The sequence below is a fragment of the Pseudoalteromonas sp. S1727 genome (assembly GCF_005886375.1).
GTDB lineage: Bacteria > Pseudomonadota > Gammaproteobacteria > Enterobacterales > Alteromonadaceae > Pseudoalteromonas > Pseudoalteromonas haloplanktis.
The window spans coordinates 86,685-102,382 of sequence record NZ_PNDT01000005.1 but is presented as its reverse complement, the minus strand read 5'-3'; the positions used below and the strand labels follow the sequence as shown (position 1 = coordinate 102,382).

Annotated in this window: 20 protein-coding genes; 14 read left to right on the top strand and 6 right to left on the bottom strand. The window is 40.1% G+C overall.

Annotated elements, in window-relative coordinates; translation table 11 throughout:
• Window positions 1-122 precede the first annotated feature (122 nt).
• The 6 genes from CWB85_RS01160 (at window position 123) to glpG (ending at window position 5,366) form a co-directional block, all read left to right on the top strand.
• A complete protein-coding gene (locus CWB85_RS01160) occupies window positions 123-1,181 on the top strand; it encodes a glycosyltransferase family 9 protein (protein WP_138553848.1) in 1,059 nt (352 codons plus the stop codon).
• Window positions 1,178-1,732 (top strand): D-glycero-beta-D-manno-heptose 1,7-bisphosphate 7-phosphatase, encoded by a 555-nt coding sequence (gene gmhB, locus CWB85_RS01155; protein ID WP_138553847.1) that lies wholly within the window; start codon window positions 1,178-1,180, stop codon window positions 1,730-1,732. Before CWB85_RS01160 ends, gmhB begins: the two co-directional genes overlap by 4 nt.
• A 154-nt stretch (window positions 1,733-1,886) precedes the next feature.
• Entirely contained in the window at window positions 1,887-3,083 is a 1,197-nt protein-coding gene (locus CWB85_RS01150) for a glycine C-acetyltransferase (RefSeq protein ID WP_016708358.1), read from the top strand.
• A 55-nt stretch (window positions 3,084-3,138) separates the two neighbouring features.
• The gene (tdh, locus tag CWB85_RS01145) at window positions 3,139-4,164 is read left to right on the top strand and encodes an L-threonine 3-dehydrogenase (RefSeq protein ID WP_016708357.1); all 1,026 of its coding nucleotides are present in this window, start codon (window positions 3,139-3,141) and stop codon (window positions 4,162-4,164) included.
• 57 nt (window positions 4,165-4,221) lie between these two features.
• A complete protein-coding gene (gene glpE / locus CWB85_RS01140) occupies window positions 4,222-4,539 on the top strand; it encodes a thiosulfate sulfurtransferase GlpE (RefSeq protein ID WP_016708356.1) in 318 nt (105 codons plus the stop codon).
• Window positions 4,536-5,366, top strand: a complete 831-nt coding sequence (glpG, locus tag CWB85_RS01135; protein WP_138553846.1) for a rhomboid family intramembrane serine protease GlpG — start codon at window positions 4,536-4,538, stop codon at window positions 5,364-5,366. The genes glpE and glpG overlap by 4 nt, the downstream gene beginning before the upstream one ends.
• Here the strand turns inward: glpG and CWB85_RS01130 are convergent.
• Window positions 5,360-5,767: a flagellar basal body-associated protein FliL gene (locus CWB85_RS01130; protein ID WP_016708354.1), complete on the bottom strand. Its 408-nt coding sequence runs from the start codon at window positions 5,765-5,767 to the stop codon at window positions 5,360-5,362. The genes glpG and CWB85_RS01130 overlap by 7 nt on opposite strands.
• A 154-nt stretch (window positions 5,768-5,921) precedes the next feature.
• On the opposite strand from CWB85_RS01130, the gene CWB85_RS01125 reads away from it, so the two are divergent.
• Together CWB85_RS01125 and ubiA are read left to right on the top strand one after the other, a co-directional pair.
• Entirely contained in the window at window positions 5,922-6,467 is a 546-nt protein-coding gene (locus CWB85_RS01125; RefSeq protein ID WP_016708352.1) for a chorismate--pyruvate lyase family protein, read from the top strand.
• A complete protein-coding gene (gene ubiA, locus CWB85_RS01120; RefSeq protein ID WP_138553845.1) occupies window positions 6,464-7,342 on the top strand; it encodes a 4-hydroxybenzoate octaprenyltransferase in 879 nt (292 codons plus the stop codon). The genes CWB85_RS01125 and ubiA overlap by 4 nt, the downstream gene beginning before the upstream one ends.
• Before the next feature lie 2 nt (window positions 7,343-7,344).
• On the opposite strand, the gene CWB85_RS01115 is transcribed toward ubiA, so the two are convergent.
• The 4 genes from CWB85_RS01115 to CWB85_RS01100 form a co-directional block, all read right to left on the bottom strand.
• Window positions 7,345-7,965: a 2OG-Fe(II) oxygenase gene (locus tag CWB85_RS01115; RefSeq protein WP_016708350.1), complete on the bottom strand. Its 621-nt coding sequence runs from the start codon at window positions 7,963-7,965 to the stop codon at window positions 7,345-7,347.
• A gap of 118 nt (window positions 7,966-8,083) precedes the next feature.
• Window positions 8,084-8,971 carry a LysR family transcriptional regulator gene (locus tag CWB85_RS01110; RefSeq protein ID WP_138553844.1) on the bottom strand — a complete coding sequence of 296 codons (888 nt, stop codon included), beginning with the start codon at window positions 8,969-8,971 and terminating at the stop codon, window positions 8,084-8,086.
• Between the two features lie 120 nt (window positions 8,972-9,091).
• Window positions 9,092-10,615: a DUF3369 domain-containing protein gene (locus tag CWB85_RS01105; RefSeq protein WP_138553843.1), complete on the bottom strand. Its 1,524-nt coding sequence runs from the start codon at window positions 10,613-10,615 to the stop codon at window positions 9,092-9,094.
• A gap of 50 nt (window positions 10,616-10,665) precedes the next feature.
• Window positions 10,666-11,073 (bottom strand): DUF2721 domain-containing protein, encoded by a 408-nt coding sequence (locus CWB85_RS01100; protein WP_016708346.1) that lies wholly within the window; start codon window positions 11,071-11,073, stop codon window positions 10,666-10,668.
• Between the two features lie 76 nt (window positions 11,074-11,149).
• On the opposite strand from CWB85_RS01100, the gene CWB85_RS01095 reads away from it, so the two are divergent.
• From CWB85_RS01095 to tsaD, 3 genes are read left to right on the top strand one after another with little or no spacing between them, the layout of a single operon-like run.
• On the top strand, window positions 11,150-11,503 hold the full coding sequence (locus CWB85_RS01095; RefSeq protein WP_016708345.1) for a putative signal transducing protein: 354 nt from the start codon (window positions 11,150-11,152) through the stop codon (window positions 11,501-11,503).
• Window positions 11,496-12,086, top strand: coding sequence for a YjaG family protein (locus CWB85_RS01090; RefSeq protein ID WP_138553842.1), 591 nt, complete (start codon window positions 11,496-11,498; stop codon window positions 12,084-12,086). Before CWB85_RS01095 ends, CWB85_RS01090 begins: the two co-directional genes overlap by 8 nt.
• Window positions 12,087-12,136: 50 nt before the next feature.
• Window positions 12,137-13,150: a tRNA (adenosine(37)-N6)-threonylcarbamoyltransferase complex transferase subunit TsaD gene (tsaD, locus tag CWB85_RS01085; protein ID WP_016708343.1), complete on the top strand. Its 1,014-nt coding sequence runs from the start codon at window positions 12,137-12,139 to the stop codon at window positions 13,148-13,150.
• A gap of 2 nt (window positions 13,151-13,152) precedes the next feature.
• Here tsaD and plsY read toward each other — a convergent pair whose 3' ends face one another.
• Window positions 13,153-13,758, bottom strand: coding sequence for a glycerol-3-phosphate 1-O-acyltransferase PlsY (gene plsY, locus CWB85_RS01080; RefSeq protein ID WP_016708342.1), 606 nt, complete (start codon window positions 13,756-13,758; stop codon window positions 13,153-13,155).
• A gap of 252 nt (window positions 13,759-14,010) precedes the next feature.
• On the opposite strand from plsY, the gene folB reads away from it, so the two are divergent.
• From folB to CWB85_RS01065, 3 genes are read left to right on the top strand one after another with little or no spacing between them, the layout of a single operon-like run.
• On the top strand, window positions 14,011-14,367 hold the full coding sequence (gene folB / locus CWB85_RS01075) for a dihydroneopterin aldolase (protein ID WP_016708341.1): 357 nt from the start codon (window positions 14,011-14,013) through the stop codon (window positions 14,365-14,367).
• 1 nt (window position 14,368) lies between these two features.
• Window positions 14,369-14,857 carry a 2-amino-4-hydroxy-6-hydroxymethyldihydropteridine diphosphokinase gene (folK, locus tag CWB85_RS01070; protein WP_138553841.1) on the top strand — a complete coding sequence of 163 codons (489 nt, stop codon included), beginning with the start codon at window positions 14,369-14,371 and terminating at the stop codon, window positions 14,855-14,857.
• Window positions 14,854-15,654, top strand: coding sequence for an undecaprenyl-diphosphate phosphatase (locus tag CWB85_RS01065; RefSeq protein ID WP_138553840.1), 801 nt, complete (start codon window positions 14,854-14,856; stop codon window positions 15,652-15,654). The genes folK and CWB85_RS01065 overlap by 4 nt, the downstream gene beginning before the upstream one ends.
• Window positions 15,655-15,698: the final 44 nt, after the last annotated feature.

Here is a 15,698-nt window from a genome sequence, read left to right as displayed (position 1 = left end):
ATTTACTTGATTACAGGCGATAACGGTATCTTAACCTGTTTTAAAGCTGAGTATAAGTACTTGCAATAGCGAGTAGTTAATTTAAGATCATTACTATTACCAAGCATAAGCTAAGGATTTCTGTGACTGACTCAATCACCTATTCAGATATTTGTATTTTAAGACTCTCCGCAATTGGTGATGTTTGTCATGCTGTATCGGCGGTGCAAGCGATTCAAAAAGCGCACCCAAATGCAAAAATCACCTGGGTGATTGGTAAAGTTGAAGCCATGTTGCTGGCAGATTTACCCGGTGTTGAGCTGGTGGTGTTTGATAAAAAGCAAGGGAAGGCGGCTTATCAACAGCTAAAACAGCAGTTTAAAGGCCGTAAATTTGATGTGTTACTGCATATGCAAGTAGCATTAAGGGCTAATTTAGTCGCGCGTTGTATCCCTGCGAAAGTTAAAATTGGCTTTGATTGGGTTCGCTCTAAAGAATTACATAGTTTATTTATTAATAAACGTATAGCAGCGCAGCAGCAGGCTCATGTGTTAGAAGGCTTTAAAGGTTTTGCACAAGCGATAGGTGTTGCAGATTATCAGCCTAATTGGGCTATGCCCGTCACTGAGCAGGACCAAATAACAGCGGATGAATTACTTGGCGCAGAGCGATTAGCCGGGCGCATTTTTGTGATTTCACCTGCCGCGAGTAAAAAAGAACGTAACTGGCTTGCAGAGCGTTACGCCAAACTTGCCGAGCATGCGCACAGCCAAGGTTTTCATGTGGTGATCACTGGCGGTCCAACTGAGCTTGAAGTGACACTCAGTAATGAGATTATCGCTGCCACTAGCACACCTATTGTTAACCTTGTGGGTAAAACAAAGCTTAAGCAACTGTTATGTGTATTAAAGCGAGCGGCATTAGTTCTAGCTCCTGATACTGGTCCTGCGCATATGGCGGTAACCGTGGGCACACCGGTAATTGGTTTATATGCTCATTCAAACCCAAAGCGAACAGGGCCTTATTTATATCAAAACTATGTTGTTGAGGTTTACCATCAAAACTTACTCAAGCAAACAGGTAAAACGGCTGAACAACTACCTTGGGGCACGCGAATTAAAGGCAGTGACTTAATGAGTCAAATAACAGTTGATGAAGTAACCTTGATGTTTGACCTTGTGGTAAAAAAAGAGCAGTTATGAGTCGTTTTAATAAAGCCTTATTTTTAGATCGTGATGGTGTGGTTAATATTGATCATGGTTATGTTTATGAGCCTGATAAGTTTGAATTTGTGCCTGGCGTGTTTGCCGCATGTAAAGCGTTTGTCGATGCGGGTTATAAACTGATCATCGTGACTAACCAATCAGGGATTGGCCGCGGTTATTATTCTGAGGCTGATTTTCATATATTGACACACTGGATGATAAGTCAATTTGCTGAGCATCAAGTCACTGTCGCGGATGTTTATTTTTGCCCCCACCACCCAAAAAAAGCCTTACCAGCTTATCTAAAACTGTGTGATTGTCGCAAGCCAGCAGCAGGCATGCTATTACAAGGTATTGCTGAACATCATGTTGATGTCACTCAAAGTATTATGGTGGGTGATAAACTCAGCGATATGCAAGCGGCAAGTAAAGCTGCTATAGGCACCCGGGTGCTGGTACGGTCAGGGCAAAAGTTTGATGCCCTAGCTATCGACTCGGCGGATTATGTTTGTGATTCGTTAGCTGATTTACCCGCATTACTGCTATAACCGAATGTAAACTGGCAGCATAAGTTGTCAGTTCCTTATTTATGCGATGAACTACAAACAGTGCATTTGTTTGACTAAACTTTTACAATAGCCGCATAGATGAGCCGTGTTAATTCATGTTCGCTCGCCCCGTTCAATAAATTGGAGATTTCAGATGAGAGCATCTGCGTTTTTTAGCCAGCTTCAGCAGCAAATTGATGAAGTAAAAGCCGAAGGTTTGTATAAAAATGAGCGAGTGATCACATCACAGCAGCAAGCTCAAATTCAAGTAGCTTCTGGCGACCAAGTTATTAATTTTTGTGCTAATAATTACTTAGGTTTGGCAAATAGCTCCGAGCTTATTCAAGCCGCACAGCAAGGCTTAGACGCGCATGGCTTTGGTGTTGCATCGGTGCGTTTTATTTGTGGAACGCAAGACATTCACAAAACGTTAGAGCAAAAAATCAGTGCATTTTTAGAAACTGAAGACACTATCTTATATTCATCGTGTTTTGATGCGAATACGGGGTTATTTGAAACAATTTTAGGCGCAGACGATGCGATTATTTCCGACTCGTTAAATCACGCATCGATCATTGATGGTGTGCGCTTATGTAAAGCTAAACGTTTCCGTTATGCAAATAACGATATGGCTGACCTAGAAAAGCAATTGATTGCCGCTGATGAAGCGGGTGCAAAAACAAAACTTATTGCAACCGATGGCGTGTTCTCTATGGATGGCGTGATCTGTAATTTAGAAGCAGTTTGTGATCTTGCTGATAAATATGATGCGCTTGTTATGGTTGATGACTCACATGCCGTTGGTTTTGTTGGTGAAAATGGTAAAGGCACACCTGAGTACTGTAATGTGTTAGACCGTGTCGATATTATTACTGGCACCTTAGGTAAAGCGCTTGGTGGTGCATCGGGCGGCTATACATCAGGTAAAAAAGAAATTGTTGAATGGTTGCGTCAACGTTCTCGTCCTTATTTATTCTCTAACTCATTGGCTCCTTCAATTGTTACTGCATCAATCAAAGTGCTTGAAATGCTAGAAAACGGTGGTGAGTTACGTGCTAAGTTATGGTCAAACGCAAAATACTTCCGCGAGCAAATGGAAGCGGCTGGCTTTACCTGTGCCGGTAAAGATCACGCGATAATTCCAGTAATGCTAGGAGATGCTAAAATCGCATCAGCGATGGCAGATAAATTGTTAGCAGAAGGTATCTACGTGACTGGTTTTTCTTTCCCTGTTGTACCAAAAGGCCAAGCACGTATTCGTACACAAATTTCAGCAGCGCATAGTATTGAACAATTAGATATCGCAATTGACGCCTTTACCCGTATTGGTAAAGAAATGGGTGTTATTTAATTAATTTATTTTAAGCCGTTGCCTTTGCAGCGGTTTTTTTTATTGAGTGTGATTCATGAAAGCATTATCTAAATTAAAAGCAGAGCCAGGCATTTGGATGACTGATGCGCCAAAACCTGAAGTTGGCCATAACGACTTATTAATTAAAATTCGCAAAACTGCGATTTGTGGTACTGACGTACATATTTATAAGTGGGATGAATGGGCGCAGAACACCATTCCTACCCCTATGGTGGTAGGCCATGAATATGTAGGTGAAGTAGTTGATATGGGCCAAGAAGTACGTGGCTTTAGTGTAGGTGACCGGGTCTCAGGCGAAGGTCATATCACTTGTGGCCACTGTCGTAACTGTCGTGCAGGACGAGTTCATCTATGCCGAAATACAACGGGTGTAGGTGTAAATCGTGAAGGTGCATTTGCAGAATATTTAGTGATCCCAGCATTTAATGCATTTAAAATTCCAGACAATATTAGCGATGAGCTAGCCTCTATTTTTGACCCGTTTGGTAATGCTGTACACACGGCATTGTCGTTTGATTTAGTGGGTGAAGATGTATTGATCACAGGTGCAGGGCCAATTGGTATTATGGCAGCGGCAGTGGCTAAGCATGTGGGGGCTCGTCACGTTGTTATTACTGACGTTAATGAATATCGCCTAGATTTAGCCCGTAAAATGGGGGCGACTCGTGCCGTCAATGTTGCAAATGAAAAGCTTGAAGATGTAATGAAAGAGCTTGGTATGACAGAGGGCTTTGATATTGGACTTGAAATGTCAGGTGTGCCGGTTGCATTTAATGGTATGTTAAATAACATGAACCATGGCGGTAAAATTGCCATGCTAGGTATTCCGCCATCAGACATGGCAGTTGATTGGAACCAAGTTATTTTTAAAGGCTTAGTGATCAAAGGGATTTACGGCCGCGAAATGTTTGAAACTTGGTACAAAATGGCCAGCCTTATTCAATCAGGGCTTGATCTAAACCCAATCATTACGCATCAATATTCAATAGATGACTTCCAGGCTGGCTTTGATATGATGATTTCAGGTCAATCGGGTAAAGTTATTCTAAATTGGGATTAATTCAATTTAGGCGTTAAGAAGGGCGGCTTAGGTCGCCTTTTATATTTAGAGAGTATTATGGCATTTAAACATATTTCAATTGCACAAACACAAGCTATGTTAGGCCGCGAAGATGTCGTTATTGCAGATATCCGCGATCCTAATTCGTATCAAGCAGGACATATTCCAGGCTCTGAACATTTATCAAATGCTAATATTGGCGAATTTATGATGAACAAAGAGTTTGACCAGCCAATTATTATTGTGTGTTATCACGGTATGAGTTCACAAGGTGCTGCTAATTACTTATCTGAACAGGGCTTTGAAGATGTATATAGTATGGATGGCGGCTTTACCCAGTGGGAAGTTCAGCTACCAGAGCAGGTAGAACAATGATAGAGCTTGGCAGTATAAATAACCCACGTGCTGCGCAAGGTTTCATTGATTATATAAAAAGCCAAGGGATACATGGCGAGTTACGCTCAGAGGATGGCACCACGGTTATTATTTGTGTTGCCCCAGAGCACTTTCACCAAGCACAACCATTATGGTTAGCATTCGTTGAAAATCCAAACCATGTACGTTACCAAGAAGCATCATGGCAAGTAGGCAGTACTGAGTCGCCGCTCACATACCAAGGCCAAGGATTAAATTTAAAAACACGCTTTAAAGCACTCAGCTGGTTAAATCAAACCGTCACCCTTCTTTGTGTAGGCATTTATTTGGCGTTTTTAATGGGTGGCTTCGAGTCAATTTATAGTGCATTACAGTTTAAACCCGACCAGCCGTTAACTTGGCTGACACCGGCAATTGTGCATTTTACTGCGGTGCACTTAGTGTTTAATATTATGTGGTGGATCACTTTAGGTGATGGCATTGAAAAGCTCAGTGGTAAAAGTACTTTAATGGGGCTTTTTTTAGTGACCGCGCTATTTAGTAATTGGGCCGAGTTTATTATGGTAGGTCCAAACTTTGGTGGCTTGAGTGGTGTAGTTTATGGCTTGCTTGGTTTTTGTTGGATCCATCGAGTTCTAAATCCGCAACAGCCAGCTTTAGTAACCAATGGTATTATCGGCTTTATGTTGATTTGGTTGGTACTTGGCTTTGGCGATATGTTGTTTGTAAGTATGGCTAATTGGGCACACTTAGGTGGCTTAGTAAGCGGTATGGCTTATGCGTTTACCGCTCAGTTATTCACTAAAAATACAGTTAAACCTCAATGATAGAGGTATTTAGTAAATAATACTTCGCGGATGATCTCTTGCCCTGTTTCTTGTTTTAGCAGGGTTTTGAGTTTATCCGCACAGCGTTTTCTGATCTCTTCTCGGCCAGTCAGTGATTTAATTTTTTCTTCAGGCTCTTTAGATAGAATTTCCACTAACGCATCACGTAGTAATGGCGTGTGGTGCTCAACAATAGCAATAGTTGACATATCGCTGAGCATTAAATCAACTGTAATACGTACATACCCCAGTTTTTTATTACCTTGGCCGATGTAATTAGTAATAATATCGGGCTCAAAGCCAAAGTAGCCGACGGTAGATTCTGCACGGCTCATAAAACTGCTAAATAAGCTAACAAGCAAAGTGCTAATTAAAATACCAACGTAAAGGGTTTTTTTCATATTCAGTAATAGGCCATGCGATTAATACTTATTAGTCTATACGTAATAATAGCTAAGATACAGGTTGATGAAGCTATTATATTCATTAATCATCACTTTTTCCTAAGCGCAGGCAGTGGTATCATTTATAAGGTTGTTATTAAATAGAGTTAGCGTGATCACTTTTCCTGTTTCTGTAGCTGCAAATTGGCAGTTAGGCACATCAATCAATTCTTTGTCAGGCATTGAGCAAGACTGGTTACTTGAACCCAATTCATTGACTGCCAAATTAAAACAACATTGTACTGAATTTACGGTTCAGGTATTAAATGAACAAACCTTTTCACTCACCCACAAACAACAACAATTATTAGCGTGTTCTCAGTCGTTAGCTATTAACCGTGAAGTTTTATTACTTTGTGATGCTAAACCTATGGTTTATGCGCAAAGTTGGCTGCCTGTTAGTGATGCTATGCAACGACAGCAGTTATTGGCACTGGGAGATAGGCCATTGGGCGATGTGATTTTTCAGCATCCAGACCTAAAACGCACTGAAATAGAAGTCGCGCAGTTTGATTGCCTGCATCCTGTGCAGCAACTTGTAAGTCAATATTCAGAAGTGACAAAGCCGCTATGGGGGCGTCGTAGTGTTTTTTCGTTAGCTCAAAGCCGTTTTTTAGTTGCAGAGATTTTTTTGCCGGAGGCTTATTTATATTTATGAAACTAGTTGCATTACACACCGCTCATCTACCTTATTATAAGCAACTAATGCGCATTGATAAGCCCATTGGCACCTTACTGTTATTGTGGCCTACTTATTGGGCTCTTTGGTTGGCAAGTGCTGGTATACCAAGCTTACTTTACCTAATCGTATTTAGTTTAGGTGTATTTGTAATGCGCAGTGCTGGGTGTGTCATCAATGATTTTGCTGATCGTAACATTGATGGTGCTGTAAAGCGCACAGCTCAAAGGCCTCTCGTAGCAGGTATGGTGAGTAGTGGTGAAGCCCTGAGCTTATTTTTCTTACTGATCCTCATCGCATTTATACTGGTGCTATTTTTAGGTTGGCAAACTATTTTGCTTTCATTTGGGGCATTACTATTGGCATTTAGCTACCCATTTATGAAACGTTACACTCAGTTACCGCAGGTTGTATTGGGGGCTGCATTTGGCTGGGCTATTCCGATGGCCTTTATGGCTGTGACTGGCAGTGTGCCTCTACTGGCTTGGCTACTGTTTACGGCTAATATCGCCTGGACAGTTGCTTACGATACTATGTACGCAATGGTTGATAGAGATGATGATTTAAAGGTTGGTGTAAAGTCGACAGCAATATTGTTTGGTAGCGCAGATAGAATCATTATTTTTGCGCTAAATGGTATCTTTGTTGGTTTATTGGCTTTGATTGGATATATGAGCCAATTAACCATGCCTTATTGGCTCAGCTTATGTGTCGCGAGTGGTTTTTTAATTTATCAACAATGGCTAATACATAGCCGTGATAGAGAGCAATGCTTTAAAGCCTTCTTAAACAATCATTATGTTGGTATGGTAATATTTGTTGGTTTAATGACATCTTTACCATTCAGTTTATAGAGTTAGCGCGGTGGATCAATAATACCACTGATAGAGGTGTTTTTACGAAACCAGCCTGCAATAGAATAACGAACATCTACGGTAGGTAATACTTCATGCATAAAACGTTCGCTTTCAAACATCACCAAAGTACCGGCTTTTGGTTGGATCGTTACCTCTATTTCTTTACTTTTAGGTTTATAAATGACTAACTCACCACCTGATTGCACTGTATTTAAGTAAAATACCGTGGTAAATACACGGTTAGAACGACCTTTAAATGCGTCATAATGTTTTTTATAGAAATCACCAAGCTGATATTTAGCGTAATGACATTCATAATCAAATAAACCTAAAAAGAAATAACGGTTTAAATTAATTCTAATATCTTCTAACGCGGCTTGATAATCAAGCTGAGCTTGGCTGCTGCCGTCAAACCAAAATGTTTTATCAGAACGTATGCTTTTGTCTATCTGCAAATCTTGTTGGCGTCCAATTCCCGCTAATTTAAAACTAGGGTTAATGCGATAACAGTCATGCATCAACGCGTTTGTCAGTGCAGCGTCAAACATATTTTCAACTACAGCATAGCCATTAGTTTCGATGTCAGTTAAATAACGTTCAGGGATAAAATTAAGGCTCATTAATTGTACTATATAGCAGTGAAGGTGCGTAGTTTAGCTTAAAAATAATAGAAGATACTACTGCAGATTTAAAACCAAGCCAAACTAATGCTTTTGACTTGGTTTTAAATTGATACATTTAAGAGTTTATTGATAGCGCTGTCTTTTCTATTAGTGACAGTAATTGATTTATTGGATCACCAACGGCAACTTGTTGACTAGTTTGTACGATCAACTGCTCGTGGGCTAAATTTTTATTGGTCTTTAGCTGGACTAAGTTACTATTTTCAGAGACCGAGCTGGCATGCTCAATACTACTAATAGCAACATGATTTGATTTGCATAACCCATCCATTACTTGCTCAATGCTGCCTACTTTAATGCTACTCGTTTTGTTCAAGCTATCAACAGCTTCATTTAGCATTGTTTGGACTTGTTTTGATTGTGAAAAGCAACTATACATAGGGTAGTCAGCTAAATCTTGTTTGCAGAGATCAGTCTTATTGGCAAGAGGGTGGGTTTTTGCAACGAACAAAATCAATTGATCAGGTAAGTGTATATCATTACCTATGCTATTTACCGCTTGTGAACACACGCTAATATCAATTTCACCTAATTGTAGTTTACGTACAAGTTCACTTTGCTCTTGTAATTGCATTTCGATTTTAACATGTGGATATTGTGCTAAAAATTGCCCGCATGAAATAGGTACGATAGCACTGGCGTTGTTGGTATAACCAATAACTAGCTTTTCATTTGAGCAGCCATTAAGCGATTGGAATAAACGTTTTTTAGTGTCTTCAAGCTTGGTGAGTGTGTCTTGTGCATACTCTAAAAAAAGCTCGCCCTCTGGCGTTAATTTCACAGAACGAGTTGAGCGTTTGACCAGTTCATAGCCAACTTCATCTTCTAAGGTTTGAATACTGCGTGTTAATGCTGAGGTGCTGATTTTGGTTGTTTCGGCCGCTTGGCGGAAATGGCGTAGCTGACCTAATGCTACAAATTGCTCTAATTGTTCAAATCTCACTTTTATAGTCCTTTGTATAAGTAAGCCGCACTAGTGGCGAACATAATTGATTTTATCTTAATAGATAGTAATTCATTGTACCTAATTTGAAAAGTGCATTTTACACAAATGTTACAACTATCAGTTAGGATAACGCTCTTTTATCTCCAAAAAAAGTACTAAATTATTGATAAATAAATCGACAAGTTTAGGTTCAAACTGTTTACCACTTTCGCTTTTTATTAAATCAAGCACATCTTCAAGAGGCCATGCTTTTTTATAACAACGATCGCTCCCCAATGCATCAAATACATCTGCAAGTGCGGTAATGCGGCCAACAATATGAATGTCTTCACCTGCCAGTTGGTTAGGATAGCCAGTACCATCCCATTTTTCATGGTGTAGGTAAGCTATCATTGAACCACACTTTAAAATTTCGTTACTTGAATTTTTTAGAATGTCGTAGCCTATTTCGGCATGAGTTTGCATAATAGCCCATTCTTGAGCATCAAGTTTGCCGGGTTTATTGAGAATATGATCAGGAATACTGATTTTACCAATGTCATGCAAAGGAGAGGCGAGTTTTATAACTTCACATTCAAAGCCATTTAATCCGTATAGCTTAGCTAATAATTCACTATAATGCGCGACTCTTTTAACATGCGACCCGGTTTCTTTTGAGCGTTTCTCAACGGCTTCGCCGAGGATATAGGACAACTCTTTTTGCGACTCCTTCATCATTTCGCGCAGTTTAAGGTTATCGTAAGCGAGTGCAATGTTATTGGCAAAAAATTCGAGAAGTTGGTAGTCCGTAGCTTCTAATAATGAACCTTTACGTACGTAGAGCATGGTTTCAAGACCAGCTTGGGTGGGAAAATAACCAATATAGTCACGCGTGGTTTTTTGAGATGATTTTCGGTTATGGGCTTCAACAAACAGCTGTTTTACATCATCAGGTAGTGTGTTGGTATTAGCCTCAGGCTCTACACCGGATGCGGCCAGTAGCTTAAAATCGGTAGCTGGAGAGGTTTGTTGATTAACCGCCGCCGCGCAATAAATTTCAGTATCATCTAAGCCCATCACATTGGTTACATGAGATAAAATAGTTGATGCAAATTCATGCACGCTATCACACTTTAAAAATGAGCTAGAGGCATTGATGATTTTTTCTAGGCCTTTTTTGTGTCGCTCTATAATTTGAATGTCGCGGTGTGCACGCAAAGCAGAATACAATAAAGTTTTCATTTTTATTGCAGTCAATTCAGTTTTATTTTTGTAATCGTTAATATCATATTCACGGATCACAGATTCTTCAGGGGCTTCACCTGGTTGGCCGGTGCGTAAGATAAGCCGAATATCGTGGTTGTTTAGATCATCGCGGATAAATTTTATTAGATCTAATCCAGCATGACTGGTTTCCATGACAACATCGATTAAGCCAACTGAAAAGTCCAGATTTTGGCGTAATAATTCTTTTGCGGCTTGAGCTGAATAAGCATGATGAAAACGTAACGCTTTATCTTCAAAGGTAAAACCTGATAACACAAGCTTGGTAACTTGATGAATATCATCTTCATCATCAACGACGAGAATATCCCAGAAAGCTTGTGGTGTAAGAGCTTCTGACTCTTCAGGGGAATTTTCTGAAAATAAAAAGTCGTTCACGTTTACACCTTTAGTTTTATCATCGTACTAAAGAGTATAGTGTCTGTTTTTTAGTCTGCCTTACTGCTCAGTGGTTTTTTTTCAATGTTTTTAAGTTCAATTTCAATTGCATCACATGAAATATGAATCTCATACAAAGATGTTAATAATGACAATGCAAGGCACGCTAAACTCACACCAAATAAAATCACTCCCGTAGTTTTAAACTCGATAAAGAGTGCAAACATGGACAGTGTACACATCAAAAAAGAAGCAACGCCATACACTTGCATGGTTCTTATTAGTTTAATGCGCTTTCTTAAATTAGTGATTTGTGCAACGACGAGTGGTCGTATAGTATCGCCTTCACGGGCATTGAGTTCACGAATTAATTGTGCGAGTACTAAAAAGCGGTTGGTATACGCTAATAACAACAAAGAGATTGCAGGGAAAAGCAGTCCAGGCGTTGTGAGGGTCATGATTATTTCCTATATAACAATTACTTTGCTTAGAGTAGCTTAGGGTAATTAGTTCGCAAAGTAAAAGAGGTTGTCATTGCAAAATAAAATAAATAACGATACACAGCAAGCGCCATTTGAATGGTTAACAATCTATTGCGCTGCGAATGCGATAGAAGCAAATATTGTGAAAGGACTATTTCTTAACAATAATATTGACTGCCAATTACTTGGTGAGTCATTACAAGGAGCAGTAGGTGAAATACCTTTAGAGCAAACTCAGGTTAGGGTGCAGGTTTTTGCGATTAAAGAGCGCCAGGCGCGACAAATATTGGTAAACTACACTCAAGTACAACAATCAGCTCCTGATTGGGTATGCCCCAATTGTAATGAGCATAATGGGCCAACATTTGATTTTTGTTGGTCTTGTAGGACACCTAATAATGACTAAAGCGAATAATTTTCAGCGCATTCGAGAGCTTAACTATTTGCAACAAGCGGTACTTGCGGCAGCATTAATTGAACGCATGTTACCTAATTATGGTTTATTCAGTGAAGCGACAGGGTTTGGTGATGAAGCTGTTTTGCGCAGTGCACTTAACCTCTGCTGGGAAAAAATATTACTGCCGAAAAGTAAAATAAGCCTTGAAAAGCAAATTGAAAAAATTGAGCCGAATGTCCCTGAACTTGCTGATTTTGATATGTTCGGAACGTACCCTGCTATCGATGCTGCGACTGCTCTGTTAGGTTTAATGCATGGTCTAATTGCTAAAGATGAGCAAGAGTTTATCAGTATTAGTAAAATATCGCAGGCAACCGTTGCACGTTTCATTGAGTATCAATTAACAGTGACAGGGGAGCTGGCTGATAATACTGCGGTACGTGAGCATCCATTAATGCAATATGAAATTGAAGTGTTAGGTGAGCTCATTGATTTTGTTGAGCAGATGGGCAGAGTAACGGCTGAAAATGTTAAAGCACTAAAGCTGCATGCTATCGCTGATGGGCAAACAAATATCGGTATTTCGCTTTAATTATTTGATTATTTTATAAAGTGCCATAGTAGGCATGGGAGAAAACTGCAGTGCGAATTTTAGGCATCGAATCGTCGTGTGATGAAACTGGAATTGCAATTTATGATGATGAGCAAGGTTTACTGGCGCATCAATTATACAGTCAAGTAAAAGTACATGCGGATTATGGAGGTGTGGTACCTGAGCTCGCATCACGAGATCATGTACGTAAGACCTTACCATTGATTGATGCTGCCTTTGCACAGGCAGGTTGTGGCCCAGAAGATATTGATGGGATAGCTTATACCGCAGGCCCTGGATTAGTTGGGGCGTTATTGGTGGGGACATCAATTGGTCGTTCTCTCGCCTATGGTTGGAATATCCCTGCTGTTGCGGTGCATCATATGGAGGGGCATTTACTGGCACCAATGCTTGAAGAAAATACCCCAGAGTTCCCATTTATAGCCTTATTAGTATCAGGTGGCCATACGATGATGGTTAAAGTTGCTGGTATTGGTCAATACGAAGTATTAGGCGAGTCTGTTGATGACGCCGCAGGTGAAGCGTTTGATAAAACAGCTAAACTACTTGGTTTGGATTACCCAGGAGGCCCTCGTCTGGCTAAACTTGCAGAGCAAGGAGTGCCTAAGCGCTTTATTTTCCCTCGGCCAATGACGGATAAACCGGGGCTAGATTTTAGTTTTAGTGGTTTAAAAACGGCAGCGGCAATTACAATTCGTGATAATGAAAACGATGAGCAAACTAAAGCTGATATCGCTCATGCATTTCAAACTGCCGTGATTGATACTTTAGTAATTAAATGTAAGCGAGCTTTAAAACAAACGGGTATTAACCGTTTAGTGATTGCTGGTGGGGTGAGTGCAAATGTGCAGTTGCGTGCTCAGCTAGAACGTGTAATGCAAGGGATGAAAGGCCAAGTTTATTATCCACGTACAGAGTTTTGTACTGATAATGGTGCGATGATTGCCTATGCTGGTATGCAACGTTTAAAAGCAGGGCAGTTTGCCAGCCTAGATATGAAAACTAAGCCGCGTTGGCCAATAGATAGTTTAGACGCAATTTAATTTTATTCATCTTCAGTTGGCGGCGTTTTTTTGTCGCCAATTTTAGGTTCTTTACCACTAAATAAACGTTTGATATTGGCATTGTGACGAAAGATTATCAAAATAGTTAAAAAAGTAACTGGCAATGTATAAAGTGGTTTGATCCACCATGTATACAGTGGTGCTAATGAAACAGCGATCAATGCGCCAAGTGATGAATAGCGCGTTACCGCAACCACCACAACCCAAGTCGAAATCAATAACCCACCAAGTGATAAACCAATGGGTAGTAATGTCCCAAAAGCCGTAGCAACGGCTTTACCGCCTTTAAAGTGAAAAAATACTGGGAACATATGGCCTAAACATGCGGCGACACCAATTAGCCCTAGCATCAGCGGATCAAGCTGCAAGAAGTATGCGCCCCACACTGGTATTGTTCCTTTAAGAATATCAAACACCAATACTAAGCAAGCTGGGAAAGCGCCTCCTAGGCGATAAACGTTGGTCGCTCCAGGATTATTTGAGCCGTGGTTGCGTGGATCGGGTAGTCTAAATAGCCGCGACACTAGAATAGCCGATGAAATCGACCCTAGTAAGTAGGCTAAAACTAACATTAAAACGGCTATCACGCGCTTCCTTATTTTTATATCGCACTTTTTCGGCTATCATTGGCCGCAAAAATTGCATTCATACTTTTTATGACTGAAATGCAAGTACGTGATGTACCCACACACTAATTTTACATGGTGTACCTATACGCTATTGTATGGGTAATTTTTACATAATAAAACACACTTACAGTGTATAAGGGCTATAAATACAAATTATAGCTTAACTAAACTCAAATTAATGAGATTAAGCTTTTGCCAGTTGGAGCAGTTATGGATAAGGTTTTTATATCACAACTACATGTTGACACTATCATAGGCGTATACGATTTTGAAAAAGAAACTAAGCAAAGTTTGTATTTTGATATCGAAATGCTGTGCGATATTAAACCTGCTGCAGCAACTGATGATATTGCTTTAGCGCTTGATTATGCAAAAGTAAGCGAGCGAGTAATTGCTCACACGACAGCAAAACCGGTAGAGTTATTAGAAACTTTAGCTGAACAACTCGCAGCGATTATTTTAACCGAGTTTACCACCACCCAAGTGACCATACGCATTAGTAAGCCCGCAGCTGTGGCGCAAGCAAACACGGTTGGTGTTGAAATTACACGAAGTAAGGCCTGTTAAGATGGCGCAAATTTATATTAGCCTTGGCTCCAATGTTAATAAAGAGCACTATCTTCGCCAAGCGCTAATTGCCCTAAAAGTTCACTTAACTGAGTTTGAGCACTCTAGTGTATTTGAAAGTGAAGCTGTTGGTTTTGCAGGTAATAACTTTTATAACTCGGTAGTGGGTGCGCAAACACAGATACCGCTGACTGAGCTTTGCAAATTATTGAAACAGATTGAAAGAGATAATGGCCGCACTGATAACGATAAAAAGTTTAGCCCACGGACCCTTGATCTCGATTTATTATTTTATGACGATGTGATCTGTGACACACCTGCGCAGTTGCCCCGCGATGAAATAACCAAAAATGCTTTTGTACTACAACCATTAGCTGAAATAGCCCCGGATTTTTACCACCCTACAGCTAAGCAAACAATCGCCCAGCTGTGGGATGCTTACAACAACCCCAAGCAAAAACTATGGAAGGTGGAGTTTACTAACCCATGAGTATTATCGAAATTATCGTTTTAGCCCTGATCCAAGGATTGACTGAGTTTTTACCCATATCTAGCTCAGCGCATCTTATTCTCCCTTCACAAATTCTCGGTTGGCAAGACCAAGGTCTTGCCTTTGACGTTGCTGTGCATGTTGGTACTTTGATTGCCGTAGTCATTTACTTTCGCAAAGAGGTCGTTGAAATATTAGGAGCCTGGTTTAAGTCATTTGGTGCACAAGGCGCTACAGATGATAGTAAGTTAGGCTGGTGGATTATTTTAGGTACTGTTCCAGCTGCGGTATTAGGATTGGTTTTTAAAGATTTAATTGAGCTTTATTTACGCAGTGCATGGGTCATCGCTGTAACAACAATTCTTTTTGGTCTTTTGCTTTGGTATGCAGACGTTAAAGGGAAACAAACTAAAACCATTTATCAATTAAACTGGAAATCAGCATTAATGATTGGCATGGCACAAGCGATGGCTATGATCCCTGGTACATCTCGTTCAGGGATCACCATGACGGCAGGTTTAATGCTTGGCATGAACAAGCAAAGCGCCGCACGCTTTTCATTTTTACTGGCCATTCCTGTAATTTCTATGATGGGTCTTTATTACACCATTGAACTAGCATTAGGTGATCATATCGTTGATTGGACCACGTTAATTCTAGGTGCTGGTTTATCTTTTATCTCTGCTTATGCATGTATCTTCTTCTTCTTAAAAGTAATTGAGCGGATGGGAATGATGCCATTTGTCATTTACCGTTTACTCTTGGGAGCAGGATTAATTATTTTCTTAAGCCTTTAAAAATAATTTAATTAAATTTGCAATATTATGAGAAAAAAACACTT